The organism is Paraburkholderia sp. UYCP14C (genome assembly GCF_004197395.1).
Lineage (GTDB): Bacteria > Pseudomonadota > Gammaproteobacteria > Burkholderiales > Burkholderiaceae > Paraburkholderia.
In genome coordinates, this window is the sequence record NZ_SELS01000004.1 from 1 (window position 1) to 23,274 (window position 23,274).

Here is a 23,274-nt window from a genome sequence, read left to right on the forward strand (position 1 = left end):
GCTGCGGCAGTACCTTCCCAAGGGAACCGACCTCTCGGTCTACACACAAGACGAACTCGATGCTATCGCCGACAGCTTGAACAACCGGCCGCGCGCAACTCACGCGTTTCATTCACCGTTCGAGGTCTTCGCCGCTACGCTCGCCTCAGCAAGTCAACCCCAAGACGCTAAACATTAACCCCCTTGTTGCACTTCGGCTTGAAACCGCCAGAATATCTCCACCCCAAATTGCCCGAATTCAAATAAATTGAATGGATAATCTCCCGAAACCACACCCTTCTTTGCAATGTGATAGAGGACGACAACAAATGCCGCCAGCCCCCGAAGCATTTGAATTGAAATCATTTCTTATTTTCCCGATTTTAATGTACCGCCTTATTCTGTTGATTCAACCGCTCCTTACACGCTGCAAAGAAATTGTTCAAAAAAAGACGCCAACCTATTCACGATCCGCAGACGTCCATTTGCCCACCGCTCCCGCTCAAGCAGGGCAATCCATCTGAAACCGATCTGGCCGGAGCATGGCGCGCCTCGCGGTTCGCCGCGAGGCGCCCGCCGTTTTCACGGCTGCTTGGCAGGGGTACTACGCTGCACGACGTCTATTGCAATAGGGGACATTTTTCCGTCGCCTACAACGACATTCGTCTCCGTCTTCGGAACGTACACTGGCCGGAGTAGGTCGCCCCAGCGTCGCGCAAACACCGGCATGCTGAAATTGCGTTCGCAGAAAGCAGCAAACCGCGTCGCCGCCTCCATGACTTCATTCAGATCCGCAGAGGGGTCGTCAAGGAAACGATGCAACCGCCCTTCGTCCATCGCGAGCGCCGCATCTTCGAAATTCAGACCCTCGTACGCGGCATCATTGCCGACCGGCACGCAACCGAACGAGACAGCTTCGAGCACCTTCGACTTGATGCCGCCGCGCAAAAATGTCGGGCATAGCGCAATCGAGTTAGGGGTATAGACTTCGTCGAGCGTCTTTGCAAAGCCGGCGAACACGACGTTCGGCACGGGTTCGTATTGACGGGACATACGTCCGTAAATGACCAGCGGCAAACTCAACTCGAGTTTCTTCCACGACGCCACCAGGTACTCGATTGCGAGCCGGTTCTGCAACTGGCTGTCCGCGCCGACGAATACGAACCGAACCGGATCGACGGGCCGCAGCACCGGCTTGACCGAGTCGACTGGCGGGGCGATCACATGTACTCGCTTTTTGATTGCATCGGGCAGGATACGCTCCAACGCGTCGGCATCCGTCGTCGAAACCAGCGTCACGGCATTCGACGAGGCCGTCACCCGCCGCTCATGGCCTTTCAGCGCATACTCCTCATATCTGAGCAGAAGATTGCGACTGAATCGCGAATTGATCAGCGAGACGACTACCTTAGGAATCGATTTTGCGAGGTAGCCTACGGACAATGCAAAGTTGCCGGTTCTCAGGATATTGGCGCGCCGCGACATCAGGTCGTCCAGATCGCAGATGATGTGGCTCGACGGATAGCGTCGGCGAACGAATGCGGCGTAATCGACCATCCGGATTCCGTCGAAATAGATGACGTCGGGCTTATAGTCTTCAATCGCGTCGACCAGTCGCTTCTTTCCATCACCACTGGCAAACATGGCGACCTGCAGTGCGCAAGGTCTGCCTGTAACCAGACCTGCCCCGATCCTCAGGCCCGCGCGCAGCTTCGACGCGAGCGTACCCGTCTCGAATACGGAGTGAATCTTGAGTTCGCGTACGTCCGCATCCATGCCGATAGCGTTGCGGATGTAGCACAACGTGCGTTCGCGTCCATTGGACGCAGACCGAGGAATATCCCGGGTCATCACCATCAATACGCGCTTTCTCATGAATCCTCCGAATGGAGAGGTTTCTTAAATCATTCCAGCAGCTACGGAAGCAAGTTCAGATGTGAAGTGCCGCATTTGCCAATGGAAAATCTTTACCGTCATCCTCAGAGGCTCGCCATTATCCTTAGATGATTCGGCATGCTAATTTCGATTCTTGCCAGATTGGCGGCCGACCTTTCCGTCAATCTCTTTACTTCATCGAGTCAAGCGTCCCGATCTACACCGATCACACCCACGCCTCCCTCGCGCCGATCCTGTCTCGCAGCAGCCCTCAGAACCGCTTCGAATTGCTGCAACTGTCGCGGCGGCAGGAAGTGATTGCGCTGATCGTGGCAACGGTGGGCCATCCCGCGGTAGAAACCCGGATCGTCGATGAATCGGCGGATGAGCGCTCCGAGCGCCGCGACGTCGCCCCGCGGGACGGTCAACTCGGGAAAGGCGCTGAATACTTCGGGCAATCCGCCGGAGGTGAAAGCGATGGACGGCTTGAAAAATTCCCAAGGCTCGAACGCGACCATTCCGAACGGTTCGTTCCACATCGACGTAACGACCACGAGATCGACAAGCGGGTAAAAGTCTTTCGCTGGAACGAAGCCATACCGAACGACTCGCAGATCGGGGTATTCCGCGATCAATTGATCCAGAATCTGTTCGTTGTCCCGGCCCGCGATATGCAGTTCGAGATCGCCTCTTTGTGCCGCGGCCGCGCCCGCAAAAAACTCGCGAATACCTTTGGTCGCGTCGGTGCGCCCAATAAAGCCAATCCGGAAAGGTTTGCGCGGTTCGGAGAAGGTCGAAGGGACCGCGCTGAACGGTTGCCGCGCGTTATGAATGACGCAGGGCTGCGCAGCGCCGAAGAAATTCTGCCGTCGATGGCGTTCCAGCACAAAGTCGCTGACTCCAACCACGTGTCCGACCAGCCGCGAAAACCACGCCTTCGGAGCTGAAACGGTCCGGCATCCGCTGCATGCCCGCTCACACGCGCGGCCGTCGCGGAACATCGTCGAGGTCGGACATATCAGCCAGTAGTCATGCAGCACATGCACCACTGGAATCCGCAAACACCATGCAGCGAGCCAGATCGCCGGCCCCATTCCCTTGAGGTTGTTCGTGCACAGCACGTCGATACCAAGGCCACGCAAATGGCGCAACGCATAGAAGAACACGAGCGGGTTGAATGTATCCAATGCACCGAACAAGGACTTTTTCAGCCCGCTGCGCTCAGCGTGCGAGAACTGGTTGTAGATGTTCGTGTTCGGCATGCTGTGCACGCGAAGACCGTCCACGACCGCTGTTTCAGTCGAGCGCGAATCCGACAGGGTGAAAATGGAAACGTCATGCCCCCGATCACGCAGCTGAACCGCGAGATCGTAGACGACCATCTCGGTGCCGCCGACAACATTCGGCGGAAAGCGGTTATTGCAGAGGCAGACTTTCATTGCGCCACCTTTAAGCGTTGCCCCTGTCCGAAGACGGCACCCCAGAACAGAACGATCGACAGGGCCGTCCCCACCGCCGGTGAATACATCATCAGCGTCGTGGGCATCACGAATGGCGCCACACCGATCGCAGCGATCGTCACGAGCAATTTGATCGTCATCAGCCGGTAACGCCGCGCAGCGATAAGCCACGTCGTGAGCCCGGCGTCCACGAACGTCGCGATCGAGCAGGCGGTGCCGAAAATCATCACGGGGATGCCGGCTTCGAACGCAGGTCCATAAATCAGCAGGAACACGGGCCGCCCGATGAACAGGCTCCCGACCAGTGCCACCGCTGCGATCGCCGCCAGATACGCGCTGAGCTTGATCGCCTTGCTGCGCAGCTGGTCCTCGCCGCGAGCGACGAACACCATGGCCGGCGCAAGAGCCAGTGCGAGCGTCGTGCCAACCGAGTTCCACTGCTCGACGAGCGACGCCGCAGCCGAATAGATACCGAGATCCGTTCTCGACATCAGCGTGCCGAGCAACAGGCGGTCCATTCGCAACACCAGCACGCTCGCGGCAATCGCCGGCCACATCCTGAGTCCACGAACGATCAGCGTTCGTTTGATCGTTTCCGAACCGTGCAGGGACGGTGGCCGATGGAACGCGAGAGTTCGATAACGGGTGAACGGCGCGGCAACGGCCACATAAGCTTCGAGCGGCCATGCAAACGACGCGACGACCGCGCCAACCGACGCGTGCGCGGCGCCCAGTAGCCACAGCACCCGCACACCGCTCGCGTACGCTTTCGCCCGCGTGATCACCCAGGGCTTGGTTTCGGCGTAGGCCATCAGCGAGCCGAGCGCGATGGGCTCGCACAGCATCACCAGTCCGGCGACCAGCATCAGCGCGGTGTTCGAGGACTGCGTCAGCAAGCCGACGACGACCAGAAACAGCAGCGTCACGCTGAGCGTGGAACCCAGACGCAACCGGAACGCACGATAGAACACGAGGTGCCGCAGCCGCGGATGTCTGCCGAAGATCGGTGCTACGGCCTGAGCGCTGAAGATCAACGCAGCGCTGCTGACGACGTACGCGAGCGACAACGCGAACTGCAATTCGCCGAAGAAGTGAGCGCCGTACAGCGTCGCGAACAGGTGATTACTCGCGACCGCCGCGAGTGCGCCGATCACCTTCTCGCACACTACGCCGGACAGCGATGAAACCAGCAGGGTTCGAAAGGATTTCACTGTGTCACCAGCCGCTTCAGTTTGATCGGCGCGGCTTTCGAATCGATCAGCACCCACCAGAGGTAAGTCAGCGCCACGTACATCAGCGTCCGAACACTAAAGAAAGACCAGTAATCGCCTTGCTGGATCCCGGCGCTCGCGTAGCTGAACAACTTGACGATCAGCCACAGCATGATCACGCCGCCACGCAGCGCGAACACGATCTGCAATGCGCAAAGCACCCCATAGATCAAGCCCGTGAACGCAATGAACAACGCGCCGCCGACGAGACCAAACCAGAATACGGGGATCGCCATTTGCCCCATCGTGAAGGTGATGTCGTCTTTGATATACGAGTGCATCAGCTGCGGCTCGCCGTACGCGATCATCACGTCGCGCAAGCCGCTGTAGCCGAAGCTGTCGTCGAAGGTGGGCTGGTTCATCGACAGCAGCGAGTCGGCGAAGCGCCAGAAGGCCGGTGCGCCGCCCGCCGGAGGCGCGGTGAACAGATGCGCGTCGTAGTCGACCACGTACCAGACCTGCCCCTGCAATAGCGAGCGATCCGTCATCGTGTTTTGCACATCGAGCCCCTGCCCCTCGTAGGCGGAAAATACCGAAGCGATACCGATGATCAGCGCGGCGCCTCCGCCGATTGCCATATACCGCAGAACCGGCTTGCCTCGCATCAGCAACACCGCAATCACCGGAGCGAGCACCGACAGAAGGAAGTGCAGCACGGACATGAACTGCTCGCCGTGAAGGATGTAGAGACCTGTCGCCCCGATGATCAGCAAGATCGAAAACCACCTGACCGCCTGGTTCTTGCTGGTGGCGAGCGCGCCGAGAATCAGCGCGAGAAAAACCGCGTTGTTCAGAAACGTGTTGAACAACAGACTATCGGAGCCGGTACTTTCGTTGCGAATGGTGTACCGGTTCACGCCGTTGATCAGCGCGAAACCTTGAGTCAGCCCAGCTGCCACGCCGGCCCCGATGATCGCAAGCGCCAGCGTGAATCCCAACACCACGCTGCGCGCGTCGACGGTGATCAGCGCGACGGGTACGTTCGGATTGCGGATGTTAAAGGAGCGATTAAAGCTGTAAAGCGCACAAGTGACGAACAGTGCATAGAACAGAAGGAGCCGGCTGAAAGAACCGTTCGGTTCGCCCTGGACCGCCGTTTCGATCATCAGACCGCCCGCCTCGATGCCGATGCCGGCGACGAATGCGGTCATCCCGATCATCATGAAATACAACATCGACACCGAAAAGAGCGGTCGCGTTGCCACCAGATAGATGACCGCCAGCGCCGCCAGCGCGAAGGTCCATGTCGCGCTCGCCTGCGCGTAGCCGAGGTATGGCAGCGCCGTATTGAACGACAAGGCAAACACCGCCACGATCGGGACGATCAGGTGTGTCAGAGAAATGGTCGGCTCGCCAGCCTGTTGAATTTGCATGGCCTGTCCGCTTTCTATTCTGCAGAGGTGTGCTTACCGTCGACAGTGTCAGCGCCGGTCGCTCTCAACAGCCCCTCACGCAACGAAGCGCAGAGCACGTCCGACGAGTACTGCCGCGCGTTGATCTTGCCGCGTTCGACGAGACGCTCCGCCAGCACAGGGTCGTTCGCGAGGCGGTCGATTGCGGTTACCCATGCGTCGGGATCGGCCGGATCACTGACCGGTAGAAATGAATCCCCCATCGTCGCCCGATAGACCGGCATGTTCGAAGCAACCACCGGGGTTCCGGCGATCTGCGCCTCGATCACGGTCCGGCCGAAACCCTCGTGCAGTGACGCAGACACGTACATGTCCGCGGCCTGGTAGAGGTAGCCGAGATCTTCGTCGCTGACGGAATCGAGAAAATGAGCACGGATGCCCATGTCGCTCGCCAGCGTCGCGCATTCCTTGCGATTGGCGAGATTGAATGCTTTGCCGGCGCGAACGATGACCAGATCCTTGCGCTTCATCCGGGCCAACGCGCGAAACACCGTTACGTTGTTCTTGCGAGTCTCGTCCGAGCCGACGTTTAGCAAGAGGATCGCATCGCCGATATCCAGACCGATGCGCTCCTTCAGAATCTCCCGCGCACGAGCCCGCGCAACGCGTGGCGTCGGCCCACCGAGCGGCGAATATTTATCTTCGAACGGGCAAGGCATGATCTGCATGCGTTCGGGTGGGACCGGCACCACTTCAAGCAACTCCGCGGCCGTCACTTCACTTTCGACGAGCACCAGATTCGACCATGCGACCTGCCGCCGGATCGCGCGGATATACAACTCCTTGAGCCGCTCCAGGACGCCACGCGCTTGCCCTGGGCGTGAAACGTGATGGAACAGCACGCAGACCTTGCCGCCGGCAAGACGGACGAACGGCACGAGGAAGCTCAGATCCTCCTGATACAGGACGACCATATCGCACGACCGGGCCGCCCGGATCGCCAGCAGCGGGTACACCGCGAACTGCCACCAGTAGCGCTTCAGCGAACGGGCTGGCGCGGGAATATCGATCACCTCGACATTGAATCCGGCGCTCCTGTTCAAGGCCCGAATAAATATCAGGCTGTGTTGACCCACGCCGTTCCAGCTGCTCGAGCGCGGGCCCATGAACCAGACCACCTGCAGATCGCCGCTTGCACTCGGAGCCGCGCGCCGTGGCGAGCTCTGGTTGTCCAATCCTCTGGTTGCCGGTCCCATCTGCATCGAAAAGAGCCCCATGAATATCCCCGATTGCGACAACATGCGTCTGTTTTGTGATCAGCCTGAAGTTGCCAGGCAGCCTGTCGACGCTATTCAGTCCTGAGCAGACATGTACCGGTAAGCATTCGAGTAATACCCGTAACGCAGCGGTGACGGTGCGAAGCCGTTGTACACGAGGCCGTCCACGGCCGTGCCGACCTTGGCAAGCCTCGACATCGATTCGGCGACTTCCGCGTAGCTCACTTCCCCTTGCCGCGCGACGAACAGCGTCATGTCCGCGAATCTCGACACGGCGGCCGCATCAAGTACCGGAAGAACCGGCGGAGAATCCACGATGACGACGTCATATTCCTCACGCAAAGTCGCCATCAGCGGCCCGAAGTTGTCGCCGCGCAACAGCTTGGCGGCATGCTTCGTCTTCTTGCCAGCCGGCATCGCGTGGAAATTGTCGGACGGCTTGCTGATGACCTCGGCCGAGTCGAACGTACCGTCGAGAACCCCGGACAACCCGTTGCTGGTATCGCCTGAAAGATAGCGATGGACCCTGGATCGACGCATATCCGCATCGAGCAGCAAGGTCTTGAGCCCCTTTTCGGCCAGCAAATACGCGAGGTTGGCCGAGATCAACGATTTCCCCTGGTTGGGCACCGCAGACGTGATCAGTACGACCTTGCCATCCGGTTTCTCGGCCAGCGAGCATTGCACCGCCAGTGCAAGACTTTCCATCGCTTCGACAATCGGCGTTTCGCTTTCCTCCGCGCTGATGAGGAACGTATGCTCCGGCTTGCCTGCCGCGATCTTCTGGGCCGGCGAAATCGGCAGCACGCCGAGCGTATCGATACCGACCACCGTTTCGAGTCTCTTCGGGTCACGAATCCGGCCCGCGCCGAGCGACTTCAGTTGCGTCGCAATGAGGCCGAACAGCGCGCCCGCCAGGCCGCCAATAGCCAGTGCGAGAATCGCGTTCGGACGACCCGGCTTTTCCGCGACCTCCGCATAGTCCACGACCGACGCATTGCCGCCACTACCCGCCGTCGCGATCTGCAACTGTTGTGCGTTGTTCATCAGACCCACATACAGCGAATTCTCGACATCGACATCGCGCGAGAGCCGCAGGTATTCCTGCTGCAAGCCAGGCAGTTGCGCGATCCGGTCGGATAGCTGATGCGATGCGAGATCCAGTTGCTTGAGCTTGCCCAGTACCGCGTCGAGCGGCGCCTGACCGAGCTGGTACTTGGAGCGCATGTCCTGGTAAGCCAGGTTGGTTTCCAGTCTGGCCTTCTCGATCGTTGCGGACCGGTCGAGCAACTCCTTGATTTCGCCGCCCACATCGATGCTGCCTGCCCGCAGGCGAAACGCGTTGAGCGCGTCTTCCGCTTTTTGCAGTCGCGCCCGTACGACCGGCATCTGCGAGTTGAGGAAGCTCAAGCTCCGTTCCGACTCCTGAGCGCGGCGTGTGACGTTGTTCTTCAGATACGCATCAGCAATCGCGTTGACGAGGCGTGCCGCATAGAACGGGTTGTCATCGCTGTATTGCAGCTCGAAGACGCCCGATTCCCGCTTGGTCTCGGCCACGTTGAGCTTCTTGATGATCCGGTCGACGGTCGTCTGCGTCCCGTGCCTGACGAGGCCGAATTCGGTGCCCGGGTGCGCCACCACCGCCTTGATGAGAAGCCGATAGTCACCCGACGCGGCGAGCTCGCCGACCTTGCCGCTCAGCACCTCATTGCCGGTGCGATCGTGCAACGTCCATTTGCCGTCGCCGTCGTAGACGAGCTTGTGCGGCTTGCCCGTCTGCACCGCGGGAACATCGAACGAGCCGATCGTCAGGTTTTCGCCACCCCATGCCCAGTGCGTCATGTCGAGGGGCGCGCTGGCGAGTCCGTCCGGATCCCGCGGCAGCACCGTGGCGAGCCAGCGGCCCACGATCGGGAAAGTGTTCTTGACCGTGACGGACGTCTGGGCGGCCGCAGCTTCGACCGCCTCGGTGACGACCGTGCGCGAGCGCGCGACGTCGATCTCGCCGAGAATCGGTGAGCCGTTGACGTCGAGAGCGCGTGTCACCGTGGACAAAGAGCCCAACGCACTGCTTTTCTTGTCTTCGATCTGGATGAAGGCGTTTGCCGAATACATGGGCGAGGCAAACAGCACATACACGCATCCCAACAGAAGTCCGGACAAAAGCACGGAAAGAAACAGGTAGCGATAAGTCAGAACATTTTCGAGCACGTCGAACACCGAGAGTGCCGACACGTTCTGGACAGCGGGGCTTCGCTCGCGACCGACATCGTTACGCATATGCAAACTCCAATGATTTAAACGCTGTGCCGGCGCCGGGCAGGCTCCGCTAGGCGGTGCTCGGGGACACCGACGCTTATGCGCCTATGCGTCCAAAAGATAAAACAGACATTAACCAGCCTTATTCGACTGAGATGCCAAGGTCCGCGAATTACTCATAGAATGCAGACTTTCTGTCCAGCCTATCAGTCATGACAACAGGTAAACGGATACTGCCCGCGTTAACCCTCTGCCTCAGTGCGCTACCCCTCACTGCATCCTGTGAAGAGCCGGCGGCCAGCCTGGCGTCGCCAAACACGTCGGCAAGTCATACTTTTGCGGCGACGCGCAACGGTAATCTCGGCGGGTCGACCTCCGTTTCCGACGTCAATATCCATACGTTGCTTTATCCGGGGCACACGACCAAAGTCCTTGCGCACTATTTACCGTGGTGGTTCGATCCGGAATCGCGCGGCGTCGTGGTCGGCTATCGCTCGGACGATCCGGCCCAGGCGTTGCGCACGTTCAAGGACATGCACGCGCGCGGCGTCGATGGCGTGATCGTCGACTGGTACGGTGAGAAGGATGGCAATGGCCAGCCCGAGCCCATCGATGTCGCGTGGCGCAAGTCGATGCCGGAACTGGCCAAATTTCCCGATATGTCGTTCTCGATCATGGTCGACGCCGGCACCTACAACTTCAATCATTGCAAGGGCTGCGACGTCACCCAGACGGTCATTTCCCAACTCGATTATCTGTCGCGCACCTATTTTTCCTCCCCGCAATACCTGAGATATGACGGCCATCCGGTGGTGTACGAATTTGGCCTCGACTGGTCCGGCAAGGTCGACTGGTCACGCATTCAGGCAGCGCATCGCGACATCTCCTGGGTTCACATCCACAAGCAGGGCTTTGACCGCGACTACAGCGCTGGCGCCTTTGTCTGGGTCAGCTCTGGCTTTGCGAGGCAAAAGCCCAAGGTCGCCGATCTCGCCGAGCTAAAGGAGTTCTATCGATATGCGCGCACGGAGCCGGCGAAGATAGCAACCGGCGGCGTGTTCAAGGGTTTCGACGACCTGCTTGCCGCGTGGGCGAAGCCCAATGAAAAGCATTACATGCCGCAATCTTGTGGCGATACGTGGCTGCAAACCTTCGATGTCATCAACCAGAACTACAGCACGGCACGCCAGTTGCCATTCCTCCAGCTCATCACCTGGAACGACTACGAAGAAGGCACGGCGCTCGAATCCGGAATCGACAACTGCGTGACGTTGCAGACGAGTCTTTCCGGCAATGCGCTGGGCCTCACGCTATCGCATGCGGAGACAGTCGATCATCTCGAGCTTTATCAGTCGTTAGCGGACGGCAAATTTCGTCTGATCAACCGGTACGCGCCGGCGACCGCCACGATCGCGCTACCGGCTGGCAGCTCGGGCACCTTTTACGTCAAGGCGGTCGGCAAACCGTTCTTCAAAAACGTTGTTTCAGCCCCCATCACGGTCGGGCGGAAGGACTGAGATCGGCAATGACGTCCGACTGAGGCTGCGGCTCGCGCAACCGATCCTGTCCGAACCATCCGGGCAGTTCCGACAGACTGTCGATGCGCGAGCCAAGCGATTCGGTAAGTTCGAGATCGAACTCGCCCGCCGGCGCGAACAGGAAACGATGCGCGACCCCGGCTCGCGCCGCGGCAAGCAGGTCCGACGGCTTATCGCCGATCATCAATGAGCCTTCCATGTCCAGATCGAGGTCCGCGCGCGCCTGTACGAACATACCGGGCTGCGGCTTACGGCAAGCGCAGGCCTGTCGGTACTCTCCAAGCCCGAACTCCGGGTGGTGCGGACAATAGTAAACCCGGTCGATCCGCGCACCTCTGCTCTGAAATTCGCCGAGCATCCACTCGGTGAACGCCTGGAACTGAGCGACCGTGAAATAGCCGCGCCCGATGCCGGCCTGGTTGGTGACGAGAACCACCGGCCAGCCGGCATGATTCGCCGCGCTGACGAGTTCGAAGATACCTTCGACGAATACGCATTCGTTCGGCTCGTGCAGATATCCGGTATCGATGTTGACGACGCCGTCCCTATCGAGGAATAGCGCTTTACGAGTCATGGGCGGATTGCTCACACATGAGCGGCACGAGTTGCTGGGCTCGCGCATAGTCCGACGGAATGCCGATATCGATGAACTCGGTGATCGCAGGAAAGACCCGGATGTCGAGCGTGCTGACCTGGCGGCGCAGGAAATCGTCTTCGAATGAAAAACGTTCAGGCAGGTCGAATCGGAGCAAGCGGGCTGCATCGACCGCATATATGCCGGCATTGATGAAACCCGGCGCCTCCACCGGCCTCTTTTCTTCGAACGCGATCAGGCGCTTCGAACCGGCGTCGAATTCGAGCGCTCCATACCGCGACGCATCCGGCACGTTCGTTGCCGCGATCGCCAGGTCGGCACCCGCGGCGTTGAAAAAGTCGGTGAAGGCGGACAGGTCCAGATCCGTGATCGTATCGCCGTTCAGCACGATCATCCGCGGGGCGCCGCAGGTGCGCAGCGCATGCATGATCGCGCCGCCCGTCCCGAGCGGCTTGTCCTCTTCGATGACGGTCACGGACAGCCCCAGCGACTGCCGTGCCAGCCAACCCGTGATCTCGCCACATCCATAACCCAGCGACAGCACGACGTCCGTCACGCGCTGATGCTCCAGCCAGCGGAGCATCCACGCGAGAAACGGCTGGCCATCGACGCTCGCCATCGCCTTGGGAAGACCTTCGCCGAGAACCGGCCGTAACCGCGTACCGAGACCGCCCGCGAGGATCATGCACGGAAGCATCTTGCTCATGATGCAAAGATGTTCTCTTCCACGATGCCGCACACGATATGGCCGCACACCAGATGGCCCTCCTGAATCTTCGGCGTGGACGTGGACGGAATCTCGATGCACAGATTGGTGCGCTCCCGCATCGCCGCCACACCCTCCGGATGACTGCCAGTGAAGCCGACGCTGAACATTTCGAGTTTCTTCGCGACCTCGAGGGCGCGCAGAATGTTCGGCGAGCGGCCGGAGGTCGAATAGGCCCAGAAAATGTCGCCGCGGCGGCCGACCGCTTCGAGTTGCCGCGCAAACAGCTTTTCATAGCCGTAGTCGTTGCCGATCGCCGTCATCACGGAGGTATCGACGGTCAGCGCGAATGCCGCCAATCCGGGTCGGTCGAAGTTGAACCGGCTGACGAATTCTCCGGCGATATGCTGCGCGTCGGCCGCGCTGCCGCCGTTGCCGGCAAGCAATACCTTGTTACCGGCGCGCAGCGCTTTGGTGACCTGCCGCGCCAATGCCTCGACCTGTTCGATCACCTGGGGGCTACCTGCGAGCGCGCTCAGAACCGCGACTGTTTTTTCGATTTCGTTGGTGACGGAAATGCTCACGATATTCTCCAGGACTGGGCACCAATGTCGGTAAACGTGCAGGACATGACCTGACCTTGGCGGCCGGCCAGCGCGCGGCTCACAGCCGGGCGGTCGATCGGGTCGACGAAGAACATCATGAAGCCGCCGCCTCCCGCGCCGGAAACCTTGCCGGCTTTCGCGCCCGCGTTGGTCGCGACCCTCCACAACTCGTCGATCGACGGATTGGAAATGCCTTTGGCCATGCGCTTCTTCGATTCCCACGAGTCCCTCATCGAGGCGGCGATGCCGGCAAAGTCAGCACGCAAAACCGCTTCCTTCATTCTGGTCGCCTCAACCTTGACTTCGTGAAGCGCTGCAAGCGGATCCATGTGGTTTTCCACCACATTGTTGCTCTGCTCCTTGATGATATTGGCCGACTCGCGCGAGACCCCGGTGTAGAACAGCACGAGCGACGCTTCGAGCTCGGCCTTCGTGTCCTGCTTGATTCGCAGAGGATTCACGATGACCTTGTCGCCGTAGAACTCCATGAAGTTCAGGCCGCCGAAGGTCGCCGCATACTGGTCCTGCTTGCCGCCCGCTAGCGCAAGATCGATCCGTTCAATGTCGTGAGCGAGTTTCGCGACATCGTATTCGCCGAGCGGCAGCGAAAGCAGCTCGCAAAATGCCTGCACGAGCGCCACGACCACGGTCGACGATGAGCCCAATCCGGATCCCGGAGGCGCCTCGGAAAAAGTGGTGATCGATACGGCGAGAGGATGGCCGTCGTTGAATTGCCTGACGATCCGGTTGTAGACGCCGACATGCAAACCAAGGCCGTTGATCGGCGGGAGCTCGGGCGAGATTTCTCCGGTCCAGCGCACCTGTGTATCCGCAGCGGTCAGCTCGATCTTGCCGTCGTCGCGCGGCACGATCGAGGCGTAAGCGAACCGGTCGATCGTGACGTTGAGCGTGAGTCCGCCGAAACGATCGGAGTATGGGGAGACATCGGTTCCGCCGCCGGCCAGTCCAAGCCGCAGGGGTGCGCGGGAGCGGGCGATAAAGTGCGTCATGATTTGTCCTTTCTCGGCGATGCAACGCCATGTCAGGCTGTTTGAACAGACAGCGATTTTTGGTCCGTAATCTATTGATGGGCGTAAGAAATCTTCGTCAATCTCCGTGCACCAATCGCTTTTTTCCGTCGACTACTAACGGCCAAGCAAACCTACGAAACCACACCGCAACCAACTGCATCAGTACTACGAATTTATCTGTGCGGCGTTTCCTCCACTGCAACGCCTGGTCAGGATGAAACCCGAGCGGGCGTCCGGCGCCCGCAATCGGGCCTTCAGGCTTTTGTTTCCAGCAAAGGCTCCTTGTTCGATTCCTGCCGGGCGAGGAAATCGCGCACGCGTTCGCAGATGAACGCGATGTCATCGCGCATCAGTGCCGGGTAGCTCGGCAAGTTGATGCCTCGGCTGGCGATCTCGTCGGCCACCGGAAAATGCTGACCGGGCGCCGCATACATCTTCATTTGATGAACCGGGTAAAAGAGCGGACGGGTTTCGATACCGTCTTGCAGCAACGCGGCGCGCAAAGGGTCACGCTGGCTCGCGTCCTCGACGAGGATCGACACCATCCAGTAACTGTGTAGCGTTCGCGGATGAGTGCTGTGTACCTGCAACGGCAAGCCGGCAAGGCTCTGCCGATACCATTCGGCGATTTGCTGCTTCTTCGCGATGAGGTCGTCGACGGACTCCATCTGCGCGCAGCCGATTGCCGCGGCCAGATTCGTCATCCGATAGTTGAAGCCGATTGCGTCGTGCCAGTACTCGCGCTCGCTGCTCACGCCCTGGCTGCGCAGATGCCGGATCTTCCGGTCAAGTTCGGCGTCGTTGGTGACCACCATGCCGCCTTCGCCGGTCGTGATCGTCTTGTTGCCGAAAAAGCTGAAGCAGCCGATATCGCCGAACGTGCCCACATTTGCGCCGTCGAATCGCGTACCGATTGCTTCGGCACAGTCTTCGATCACATACAACGAGTGCTTTTTCGCCAATGCCATGACCGCTTCCATGTCAGTCGCCTGACCATAGAGATGCACGGCCATGATGGCCTTGGTCTTGCTGGTGATCTTGCGCTCGGCATCTTCGACGTCGATCTGCCAGTAGTCGCGCTCACTGTCGACGAACACCACATCTGCGCCGGTGTACTTCACGGCATTCGCGGACGCGATATAGGTCAGGGTCGGAACCAGTACTTCGTCACCCGGGCCAATGCCCAATGCGGCGAGTGCGACGTGCAGCGCGACCGTGCCGTTGCTGACCGTGATCGCATGCCGCGCGCCCAGCCAGGCTGCAAACGATTCCTCGAACTGGCCTACGTACTTGCCCTTCGAAGAAATCCACGTCGATTCCAGACAGTCCATGACCAAATGCTTCTCGCGACCGTTGAGGTACGGGGCATAGACGGGGTATCTAAGATTCATAGTCGCTTCCTGTTGTCATACGACCGGACTAACGATATGAAGAAATGTTGGAGCGGCGAACCCTTTGCGGATTACTGCCGCTCGCTTTCAACGCCCGCCGCCCGGTCGCTTTGGACTGTGGGTGCCGCCCCTATCGTCAAGGACTTGCGTCTTGGTTCTCTTGTTTGCTGCGGCGAGTTGGAAGATCGGTCGCGAGGGTATGCTCGTATGTGTGGCGTACCCGCGCACCGATTGGTCAACCTTGTGCAGGAAATAGGGGTTCTTCGTTTTAACCGTGAGACCTAGCTTAGGGTCCGAGGCCCGCGCCATCCGTGCGTTGCACAACACAACACGCGCTACCGCGGCCTGCGAGACTCGCGCTGACGCAGCGACTACATGAAGTTGGACGGTCGAGGTGTGCCCGTGTATTGCCGACGGCGGCTGGCGATGGCCGAATCGACCCGATGCTGCTCAGAGGTTCAACGCAGAGCGAGCGGGATTGGCGGAAGACGCATGGTTCAGGTTCGTTTTTTTCTCGGCTCGACGAACGCTCCGCCGATGGAAGCGCTGTCACTCCGGAATAATGGCAAGGATTGCCGAACGAACCTGTGGCAAGTGAAACGGCATGCGTAATGAGCGGACACGACAAGCCACGCAGTCTCTTCTGCGTGACGGGAACGCAAGCCCCTTTTCACGAAGATCTTTTCTATTTTTCCGTGACGATGCGCGGATGCGGCCGTCTTACCCCAGCCGCAATCTCGGCAAAACTTACCGGCTGCTGGACTGCATCGTGACTGTATCCCGCGGATAGATGCATTCATTCTCAGGCCGCCCGCGCCAGCAGTCGGGCGGCACTATTTGCTGCGGTCGATCAACTCGCCGTCTTTAGCTGCGATGCCCTCTTCGCAGCGGGCCAGTCGCGCGCTAACAATCGTCCGGGCTACGCCGCTTGCGCGTCGAGCCGAAACACCGACACTGCGTCGCGCAATGCCACCGCATGCTGTTCCAGCGACTTCGCCGCGGCCGCCGCCTGCTCCACGAGCGCCGCGTTGTGCTGCGTGACCTCGTCGATCTGCGACACCGCCTTGTTGACTTGCTCGATGCCGTCGCTCTGTTCGAGTGCGGACGCCTCGATCTCGCTCATCACGCCGGTCACGCGCTCGACAGCCTTCATCGCTTCCTGAATCGTCCTCTGCGCATCTGACACCAGCGACGAGCCCTCGTCGACCTTCGCCGCCGATTCGCCGATCAACTCCTTGATCTCCTTGGCCGCCGCGCCCGAGCGCTGCGCGAGGCTGCGCACTTCCGAGGCGACCACCGCGAAGCCGCGGCCCTGCTCGCCCGCGCGCGCCGCTTCGACGGCCGCGTTCAGCGCGAGGATGTTGGTCTGAAACGCGATCCCTTCGATCATGCCGATGATCTCCGTGACCTTGCGCGAGGACTCGCTGATGCCGTCCATTGTTTCCGTCACGCGCGACACCACCTGGCCGCCGCGGGTCACCGTATCGAGCGCGCCGTGCGCAAGGCGGTTCGCCTGCTTTGCGTTGTCGGCGTTCTGCTTCACGGTCGCCGACAGCTGCTCCATGCTCGCCGCGGTCTCCTGCAGCGCGGCCGCCTGCTGCTCGGTGCGCGCCGACAGGTCGGCATTGCCCGACGCGATCTCGTTCGCGCCCTGGGTGATCGCGCTCGTGCTGCCGCGCACCTTGCCGACCGTTTCGACGAGACCGTCGCGCATGCGCGTCAGCGCGCCGAGCAGCTGGCCCATCTCGTTGCGCGACTTCACCTTGATCGCGACGCTCAGGTCGCCGGCTGCGATACGCTCGAAGTGCTTGACCGTCGCGTTGACCGGCTTGATCAGCGCCGACGACAACGCGACGCGCGCGCCCACGGCGATCACCAGTGCGATCACCGCGATCGCGCCGAACAGCGTCGTCGCGAGCTGGAAGCGTCGCGCGCCGGTCGCGGCCTGCTGATGCTGATTGTCCATCTGCGCTTTTTCGAGCGCGTCGATCGCTTTCGAGTAGGACGCGTACAGGCTGTTCGCGGTTTCGCCCTGGATGTTGCGGAAGGTGTTGAAGTCGAAGTCGGTCAGTGCCTTGAATTCCGGCTCGATCGCCTTGTCGACGAGCCCCGTGCGCGCGTCGCCGACGCTCTGCGCGAGCTTGCGCTCGGCGTCGCTCTCGAACGGGCCGGCCATGTAGTTGCGGAAGTCGTTGTTCGATTCGAGCAGCACCTTGTGCGCGGCCGGCAACAGATCGTCGGTCTGCTTGCCGACGCTGAACAGCGTCTGATAGGTGCCCAATGCGAGCTGCACCTGCAGAAGCTTCTCGGAGCTCGCCTTCAGATGCGACAGCGCGACGGCGCTGCGCTGCGTGTCGTCGAGGCTGTCGTTGGCGAGCTTCAGCGCGCCGTAACCGACGGCGATCACCGTCAGAAGGAAAGCGACGAATACGCTGATCACGAGCGTCAGTCCGCCACGAATTGTGATGTTGTTTAGCATTGGGTCTCCGGAACGTCTGGTCTGGCTGCGACGATACAAATGAGAGCCGCACGCGCCGACGAATCCGCACTCACCGAAGCCGCCAACGGCCGCCGTCAAGCGCGAAGGCTCGACGATGGCTGGCAACGAAATGATTCGGCGATTGATACGGCGGATCGTTTCGCGGATCGCTCCGCGCAGTTGCGCGCGACTTACACTTCGTCGCATCCAGGTTTACGGTCGTGGCGCGCGCGCGCCGCATAGGGGGAATCCATGAGGAGCGAGCGCTGACGGGCCTCAGCGGCCGATCCGCACATCACTATCTGGGATTCTCAGGGCCGCGCATCGGCGCTTCGGCGCCTTGGCGCGCGCCGGATGCGGCGCGTTTCGTTTGTATAATTCCGGGTCTTCGCTCAGGCCAACTTTCATGCTCAGTTTTGCGCTCGGTTTTCTCGTCTCCCTGCTGATCACTTTGTTGATCGTGCGTTATGCGCATCTGCATGAAAAACTCTCGACTGATACGGATCTGGCGGGCGTGCAGAAATTTCACGTGCGTCCGGTGCCGCGTATCGGCGGGACCGGAATTCTGATCGGGCTGATCGTCTCCGCGGTGCAATTGCATCGCGCGTATCCGGCCGTGTCGGGCGGCATTCTCGGGCTGATCGCGTGCGGCATGCCGGCGTTCGGCTCGGGGCTGATCGAGGATCTGACCAAGCGCGTGTCGCCGCTCGCCCGCCTCATTTGCACGATGGCGGCCGCCGCGCTCGCGTGGTTCTTTCTCGACATCGCGGTCACGCGCATCAGCGTGCCGCCGCTCGACTTTCTGCTGTCATATGCGGCGATCTCGTTCACGGTCACGGTGCTCGCGGTCGCGGCGCTCGCCAACGCGATCAATATCATCGACGGCTTCAACGGCCTCGCGTCGATGGTCGCGTTCATGATGTTCGCGTCGCTCGCGTACGTCGCATTCCAGGTGCACGACCCGGTCGTGCTGTCCGCGTCGTTCATGATGATGGGCGCGGTGCTCGGCTTCTTCATCTGGAACTTCCCGGCCGGGCTGATCTTTCTCGGCGATGGCGGCGCGTACTTCATCGGCTTCATGCTCGCCGAGCTGTCGATCCTGCTCGTGATGCGCAACCGCGACGTGTCGGCATGGTATCCAGTGCTGCTTTTCATGTACCCGATCTTCGAGACGTGCTTCTCGATCTACCGCAAGAAGTTCATTCGCGGCATGTCGCCGGGCATCCCGGACGGCGTGCATCTGCACATGCTGGTCTACAAACGGCTGATGCGTTGGGCAGTCGGCGCGCGCACCGCGCGCGAACTGACGCGGCGCAACTCGCTGACGTCGCCTTACCTGTGGCTGCTGTGTCTGATCGCGGTGGTGCCGGCGACGCTGTTCTGGCGCCACACGCTGCATCTGTTCTGCTTCGTGGTGGTGTTCGCGACGACCTATGTCTGGCTTTATGTAAGCATTGTGCGCTTCAAGTCGCCGAGATGGATGGTGGTGAGGAAGGTGAAGCGGTAATGCGTCGGACCCGCTCGTCGTTAGCGCGGGACCGAGCGATTCGCCAGCAGGCTATCACGCCGCATTAATCGAAGTTAAAAGACTATTGGATTTTTTGAAAGGCGACGGTCTTTGATTGAAAGCCAGAATTAAAACTCACAGATATGAATTGTCCTCGATAACTAACAACAAGATGGCGCGGTAAAAACTGCTGTGCGGAAACAAACATAGAAAATGCGGCAAATCTTTCGGGTTATGTTAGCCTTGATCGACTAGCTCATTTTCATTACAAAATAATGAACAGGTTCGATTCTTCCATCGAAACATATCTGTCCGGCATACACTGCAATCATTTCGCGACCCAATCGATCGAGGTCATCACCGACTTCTACTCGTTCAAGGGTCTCCTGCTGATTCCCGTGCTGTGCTGGATCTGGTTTCAGCCGAACGAGCGCCTCCAATGGCGACGGGAGATTGTTCTCTCCACGCTGGTGAGCGGCCTCGTGGCGCTCTTCGTCGGCAGACTGCTGACTCATGTGTTGCCGTTCAGGGTGCGCCCCATCTTTAACACTGAATTGCATCTGCACTTTCCAGCCGGCGCGACCAACGATGCGCAGCTGTCAAACTGGAGTTCCTTCCCCAGCGACCACGCGATGCTATGGATGGCGATCGCCACCGGCATATTCCTGGTGTGGCGGGGCATCGGTTTACTGGCGATGATCTATACCGCACTCGTCATTTGTCTTCCGCGCGCCTGGCTCGGTTTTCACTATCCGACCGATTTGATCGCGGGCGCCGCGGTGGGAGTGGTGATTACCCTGATCATGACGCGAGACGCGATCCGCGCGCGCTACGCGACTCCGATGCTGCGATGGATGGAACGCTATCCGGGGCCTTCAGCGACGGTGGCCTTCATAGTGTGCATCCAGCTCGTCACGCAGTTCGACGAACTGCGCAAGGTGGCGGGCGGTCTGCTCAAACATCTATAGAGCGCGCGTGGCGGGCGTAGGCCGGGTTGAACGATACGGCGAACCCCCCGGCTGAGAATTCCCTCTTAAGAAGCCTTCGTCGCCGGCATCACGCTGCGCAGCGTAGTGGCAGTCGCCGGCAGATACTCCGGGACCCAGCGCCGCAGATCGCGCCGCACTTCGTCGTCGGCCGGCACGCGATGCTGCATCAGCCACGGCAGCAGGTTGTCGATCAGGCTGTCCGGCACTTCGCGAGCCTGCGCGATCCGCAGCTTCGGGTGCGGCGTACGGGTGGTGGTTTCGTCGTCCGCGAGCAGTTCCTCGTAGAGCTTCTCGCCCGGGCGCAGGCCCGTGAACACGACGCGAATCTGCTCCTCGGTGAAGCCGTACAGGCGGATCAGATCGTGCGCCAGATCGGCGATCCGCACCGGCTTGCCCATATCGAGAATGAAGATCTCGCCGCCGCGCCCCATGCTCGACGCCTGCAACACGAGTTGCGAAGCCTCCGGAATCGTCATGAAGAAACGCGTGATCTCCGGATGCGTGACCGTCACCGGGCCGCCGCGCGCGATCTGCTCCTGGAACTTCGGAATCACGCTGCCCGCGCTGCCCAACACGTTGCCGAAGCGCACCGTCTCGAACTGCGTGCGCCGCGCACCCTGCTGCTGCAGCGCCGAGCACGCCATCTCCGCGAGCCGCTTGCTCGCACCCATCACGTTGGTCGGGTTGACGGCCTTGTCGGTCGAAATCAGCACGAAATGGGCGACGTCGTGGCGGATCGCCGAGCGCGCGACGCGGTAGGTGCCGAGCACGTTGTTGCGCACCGCTTGCCACGTGTTGACCTCTTCCATCAGCGGCACGTGCTTGTAAGCCGCCGCATGAAACACGATGTGCGGACAGTAGCGCGCCATCACCTGATCGAGCAGCAGCGAGTCCTTCACGTCGCCGATGATCGGCACCACCGACACTTCCGGGTACTTGTCGCGCAGCTCTTCGTTCAGTCGATAGATCGAAAACTCGGAGATGTCGAAAGCGACCAGTTGCACCGGACCGAAGCGCAGGATCTGCCGGCACAGCTCGGAGCCAATCGAGCCGCCCGCGCCCGTCACCATCACGACGCGGTTTTTCAGCAGCGCGGCGACGTGCTCGGTGTCGATCGTCACCGGGTCGCGGCCGAGCAGGTCTTCGAGATCGATCTGCCGCACCCGCGACAGGAACGCCTGGCCTTGTGTGAGAGGGGTCAGCGCGGGCAGCGTCATCGCGCGGACGCCGGCGCGCACGCACAGCGTGGCGATGCGCCGATGCGCTTCCACCGATGCCGACGGCACCGCGATGATCACATGCTCGACCTTCAGCTCCGTGCAGATTTTCTGCAGATCGCTGATCGCGCCGACCACGCGATAGCCGTAGATTTCGCGGCCCTGCTTGATCGGATCGTCGTCGAGTAAACCCACGAGGCGCCATTGGCCCGAACGCTTCAACTCGCGCACGAGGTTCGCGCCGGCATTGCCCGCGCCGAGCACGAGCACCGGCTTACCCTGGCCGACGAGACCGCCGTAGCGATAGAACTCCTTGGCCGCGCGATACAGCGCGCGTGAGCCGCCCATCGTCAGGAACAGCAGCATCGGCGACACGATCAGCACCGAGCGCGGCACCACCGGCGCCGGCTGCAACAGCGCCGAGCCGATCACGACGACGAGCGCGCCGACGCCGATCGCCTTCGCGATCCGTACGAGGTCGGGCAGGCTCGCGAACACCCACATGCCGCGATAGAGGCCGTAGCTGCGGAACATCACCGCGTAGATCAGCAGCACCCAGACGAGTGCATGCAGCCCGCTCGACCAGAACGGCGCGGGCACCGGCCCATTGAACCGGATCACATAGGCCAGCAACCAGGCCATGGCCACCGCGCACAGGTCGAACGCAAACGCACTGAACGAAAGCCATCTGGCTTTGAAGCTTTTCATTGCGCAGAACCTCAGATTGGCCCGGAACGGGACACATGGCGCCGCCAGCGGCGATCAATACACAGCCCCGCGATCACCAGCACGACAGCCCATGCGACGACAACCAGCCATTGATACAGAAGAGCGAATTGTAGCGCCAAGATAGCAAGCATTATGCCCGCCACCATGAACAAATACCAAATCCACGCGGTCGATGCGTGCCCCAAACCCGACTGCACCAGTCTTTGATAGTAGTGTTCGCGATGCGCCTGCCAAAATTTTTCACCGCGCAGCAGGCGCTTGAGCAGCGTGACCGACGCATCGCCGATGAACGGCGCGAAGCACAGCGCCGGAAACCACACCGGCCAGACGCCCTCGCGCCAGCCCCAGTAGCCGAGCGCGCCGGCCAGAAAGCCGAGCGGGATCGAGCCGGCGTCACCGAGAAAGATGCGCGCCGGGTGAAAGTTGAACAGCAGAAAGCCCGCGGCTGCACCCGCGACGATCAGGCTCGCCGTCGCCAGCGCCGGGTCCGCATGCGACGACAGCGACGCGGCCACCGCATAGCCGCCGAAGCCGAACAACGCCATGCCGCCCGCGAGGCCGTCCGAGCCGTCCATGAAGTTGTAAAGATTGACGAGCCACACGAGCAGAACCGCCATGCACGCGAGCGCCCACCACGGCACGTCGGCCGGATAGACGGCGATCAGCGCCGCCACTGCCGCCGCGTGGCCGCCGAAGCGCACGCGCGCGGGCAGGCCGCGGCGATCGTCGATCTGCGACAGCGCCGCGAGCAGCGCCGCGGCAAGCGCGGGCAGCCACAGCGACGGCGCCGCGAGCGCGATCAGCAGCACCGCGACCGGCACGATGCCCCAGCCGCCGACGCGCGGCGTCGGGCGCGTGTGCAGCGAGCGGTCGTTGGGGATATCGGTGGCGAGCCGCCACGCGAGGCCGGTGCGCAGCAGCGTCCACAGGATCGCCGCACAGGCGGCGAGCGCGGCGACGCCCCACGGCAGCAGAGAGACGATGGAAGAGGCGGAATGTGAAGCGAGCGGCATC

General features: G+C 61.0%; 19 protein-coding genes and 1 pseudogene. 5 read left to right on the forward strand and 15 right to left on the reverse strand.

Going from position 1 to position 23,274, the window contains the following annotated elements:
* A pseudogene (locus EVC45_RS04455) lies at positions 1-178 on the forward strand (IS30 family transposase); the annotation flags it as partial.
* On the opposite strand, the gene EVC45_RS45490 reads toward EVC45_RS04455, so the two are convergent.
* The 6 genes from EVC45_RS45490 to EVC45_RS04475 form a co-directional block, all read right to left on the reverse strand.
* Entirely contained in the window at positions 175-345 is a 171-nt protein-coding gene (locus EVC45_RS45490) for a hypothetical protein (RefSeq protein WP_168991403.1), read from the reverse strand. The pseudogene EVC45_RS04455 and the gene EVC45_RS45490 overlap by 4 nt on opposite strands.
* A 216-nt stretch (positions 346-561) precedes the next feature.
* The gene (locus EVC45_RS04460; protein WP_129956826.1) at positions 562-1,854 is read right to left on the reverse strand and encodes a glycosyltransferase; all 1,293 of its coding nucleotides are present in this window, start codon (positions 1,852-1,854) and stop codon (positions 562-564) included.
* Positions 1,855-2,057: 203 nt separating this feature from the next.
* Positions 2,058-3,293: a glycosyltransferase gene (locus EVC45_RS45495; protein ID WP_168991404.1), complete on the reverse strand. Its 1,236-nt coding sequence runs from the start codon at positions 3,291-3,293 to the stop codon at positions 2,058-2,060.
* On the reverse strand, positions 3,290-4,525 hold the full coding sequence (locus tag EVC45_RS45500) for a lipopolysaccharide biosynthesis protein (protein ID WP_168991405.1): 1,236 nt from the start codon (positions 4,523-4,525) through the stop codon (positions 3,290-3,292). Before EVC45_RS45500 ends, EVC45_RS45495 begins: the two co-directional genes overlap by 4 nt.
* The gene (locus EVC45_RS04470) at positions 4,522-5,958 is read right to left on the reverse strand and encodes a DUF6418 domain-containing protein (RefSeq protein ID WP_129956828.1); all 1,437 of its coding nucleotides are present in this window, start codon (positions 5,956-5,958) and stop codon (positions 4,522-4,524) included. The genes EVC45_RS45500 and EVC45_RS04470 overlap by 4 nt, the downstream gene beginning before the upstream one ends.
* Positions 5,959-5,972: 14 nt before the next feature.
* Positions 5,973-6,953, reverse strand: coding sequence for a glycosyltransferase (locus tag EVC45_RS04475; protein ID WP_168991406.1), 981 nt, complete (start codon positions 6,951-6,953; stop codon positions 5,973-5,975).
* 148 nt (positions 6,954-7,101) lie between these two features.
* On the opposite strand from EVC45_RS04475, the gene EVC45_RS45505 reads away from it, so the two are divergent.
* On the forward strand, positions 7,102-7,299 hold the full coding sequence (locus EVC45_RS45505) for a hypothetical protein (protein WP_168991407.1): 198 nt from the start codon (positions 7,102-7,104) through the stop codon (positions 7,297-7,299).
* Here the strand turns inward: EVC45_RS45505 and EVC45_RS04480 are convergent.
* Positions 7,290-9,494 carry a polysaccharide biosynthesis tyrosine autokinase gene (locus EVC45_RS04480; protein WP_129956830.1) on the reverse strand — a complete coding sequence of 735 codons (2,205 nt, stop codon included), beginning with the start codon at positions 9,492-9,494 and terminating at the stop codon, positions 7,290-7,292. The genes EVC45_RS45505 and EVC45_RS04480 overlap by 10 nt on opposite strands.
* 191 nt (positions 9,495-9,685) lie before the next feature.
* On the opposite strand from EVC45_RS04480, the gene EVC45_RS04485 reads away from it, so the two are divergent.
* Positions 9,686-10,990 carry a hypothetical protein gene (locus EVC45_RS04485; RefSeq protein WP_129956831.1) on the forward strand — a complete coding sequence of 435 codons (1,305 nt, stop codon included), beginning with the start codon at positions 9,686-9,688 and terminating at the stop codon, positions 10,988-10,990.
* On the opposite strand, the gene gmhB is transcribed toward EVC45_RS04485, so the two are convergent.
* The 6 genes from gmhB to EVC45_RS04515 all read right to left on the reverse strand — a co-directional run bounded on the left by gmhB (position 10,968) and on the right by EVC45_RS04515 (position 17,818).
* Positions 10,968-11,585: a D-glycero-beta-D-manno-heptose 1,7-bisphosphate 7-phosphatase gene (gmhB, locus tag EVC45_RS04490; RefSeq protein WP_129956832.1), complete on the reverse strand. Its 618-nt coding sequence runs from the start codon at positions 11,583-11,585 to the stop codon at positions 10,968-10,970. The two genes, EVC45_RS04485 and gmhB, sit on opposite strands and share 23 nt — an antisense overlap.
* Positions 11,575-12,312, reverse strand: coding sequence for a nucleotidyltransferase family protein (locus EVC45_RS04495; RefSeq protein WP_248295031.1), 738 nt, complete (start codon positions 12,310-12,312; stop codon positions 11,575-11,577). The genes gmhB and EVC45_RS04495 overlap by 11 nt, the downstream gene beginning before the upstream one ends.
* Positions 12,309-12,908 (reverse strand): SIS domain-containing protein, encoded by a 600-nt coding sequence (locus EVC45_RS04500; RefSeq protein WP_373682990.1) that lies wholly within the window; start codon positions 12,906-12,908, stop codon positions 12,309-12,311. Before EVC45_RS04500 ends, EVC45_RS04495 begins: the two co-directional genes overlap by 4 nt.
* A complete protein-coding gene (locus EVC45_RS04505; RefSeq protein ID WP_129956835.1) occupies positions 12,893-13,927 on the reverse strand; it encodes a dehydrogenase in 1,035 nt (344 codons plus the stop codon). Before EVC45_RS04505 ends, EVC45_RS04500 begins: the two co-directional genes overlap by 16 nt.
* A gap of 275 nt (positions 13,928-14,202) precedes the next feature.
* Positions 14,203-15,339, reverse strand: a complete 1,137-nt coding sequence (locus EVC45_RS04510; protein WP_129956836.1) for a DegT/DnrJ/EryC1/StrS aminotransferase family protein — start codon at positions 15,337-15,339, stop codon at positions 14,203-14,205.
* Between the two features lie 919 nt (positions 15,340-16,258).
* Entirely contained in the window at positions 16,259-17,818 is a 1,560-nt protein-coding gene (locus EVC45_RS04515) for a methyl-accepting chemotaxis protein (RefSeq protein WP_129956837.1), read from the reverse strand.
* A 406-nt stretch (positions 17,819-18,224) separates the two neighbouring features.
* On the opposite strand from EVC45_RS04515, the gene EVC45_RS04520 reads away from it, so the two are divergent.
* Entirely contained in the window at positions 18,225-19,325 is a 1,101-nt protein-coding gene (locus EVC45_RS04520; RefSeq protein ID WP_129956838.1) for a glycosyltransferase, read from the forward strand.
* Positions 19,326-19,600: 275 nt separating this feature from the next.
* On the forward strand, positions 19,601-20,293 hold the full coding sequence (locus EVC45_RS04525; RefSeq protein ID WP_129956839.1) for a phosphatase PAP2 family protein: 693 nt from the start codon (positions 19,601-19,603) through the stop codon (positions 20,291-20,293).
* A 65-nt stretch (positions 20,294-20,358) separates the two neighbouring features.
* On the opposite strand, the gene EVC45_RS04530 is transcribed toward EVC45_RS04525, so the two are convergent.
* A complete protein-coding gene (locus tag EVC45_RS04530; protein ID WP_129956840.1) occupies positions 20,359-22,239 on the reverse strand; it encodes a nucleoside-diphosphate sugar epimerase/dehydratase in 1,881 nt (626 codons plus the stop codon).
* Positions 22,240-22,250: 11 nt separating this feature from the next.
* Positions 22,251-23,273, reverse strand: a complete 1,023-nt coding sequence (locus tag EVC45_RS04535) for a glycosyltransferase family 4 protein (protein WP_129956841.1) — start codon at positions 23,271-23,273, stop codon at positions 22,251-22,253.
* Position 23,274 lies beyond the last annotated feature (1 nt).

Excerpts from the sequence above, each read along its gene's own strand:
- EVC45_RS04515 (WP_129956837.1), bottom strand. The coding sequence starts at position 17,818 with ATGCTAAACAACATCACAATTCGTGGCGGACTGACGCTCGTGATCAGC.
- EVC45_RS04460 (WP_129956826.1), bottom strand. The coding sequence starts at position 1,854 with ATGAGAAAGCGCGTATTGATGGTGATGACCCGGGATATTCCTCGGTCT.
- EVC45_RS04485 (WP_129956831.1), top strand. The coding sequence starts at position 9,686 with ATGACAACAGGTAAACGGATACTGCCCGCGTTAACCCTCTGCCTCAGT.
- EVC45_RS04470 (WP_129956828.1), bottom strand. The coding sequence starts at position 5,958 with ATGCAAATTCAACAGGCTGGCGAGCCGACCATTTCTCTGACACACCTG.
- EVC45_RS04495 (WP_248295031.1), bottom strand. The coding sequence starts at position 12,312 with ATGAGCAAGATGCTTCCGTGCATGATCCTCGCGGGCGGTCTCGGTACG.
- EVC45_RS04505 (WP_129956835.1), bottom strand. The coding sequence starts at position 13,927 with ATGACGCACTTTATCGCCCGCTCCCGCGCACCCCTGCGGCTTGGACTG.
- EVC45_RS45505 (WP_168991407.1), top strand. The coding sequence starts at position 7,102 with ATGAACCAGACCACCTGCAGATCGCCGCTTGCACTCGGAGCCGCGCGC.
- EVC45_RS04480 (WP_129956830.1), bottom strand. The coding sequence starts at position 9,494 with ATGCGTAACGATGTCGGTCGCGAGCGAAGCCCCGCTGTCCAGAACGTG.
- gmhB (WP_129956832.1), bottom strand. The coding sequence starts at position 11,585 with ATGACTCGTAAAGCGCTATTCCTCGATAGGGACGGCGTCGTCAACATC.
- EVC45_RS45490 (WP_168991403.1), bottom strand. The coding sequence starts at position 345 with ATGATTTCAATTCAAATGCTTCGGGGGCTGGCGGCATTTGTTGTCGTC.
- EVC45_RS04535 (WP_129956841.1), bottom strand. The coding sequence starts at position 23,273 with ATGCCGCTCGCTTCACATTCCGCCTCTTCCATCGTCTCTCTGCTGCCG.
- EVC45_RS04510 (WP_129956836.1), bottom strand. The coding sequence starts at position 15,339 with ATGAATCTTAGATACCCCGTCTATGCCCCGTACCTCAACGGTCGCGAG.
- EVC45_RS04525 (WP_129956839.1), top strand. The coding sequence starts at position 19,601 with ATGAACAGGTTCGATTCTTCCATCGAAACATATCTGTCCGGCATACAC.
- EVC45_RS04530 (WP_129956840.1), bottom strand. The coding sequence starts at position 22,239 with ATGAAAAGCTTCAAAGCCAGATGGCTTTCGTTCAGTGCGTTTGCGTTC.
- EVC45_RS04520 (WP_129956838.1), top strand. The coding sequence starts at position 18,225 with ATGCTCAGTTTTGCGCTCGGTTTTCTCGTCTCCCTGCTGATCACTTTG.
- EVC45_RS45495 (WP_168991404.1), bottom strand. The coding sequence starts at position 3,293 with ATGAAAGTCTGCCTCTGCAATAACCGCTTTCCGCCGAATGTTGTCGGC.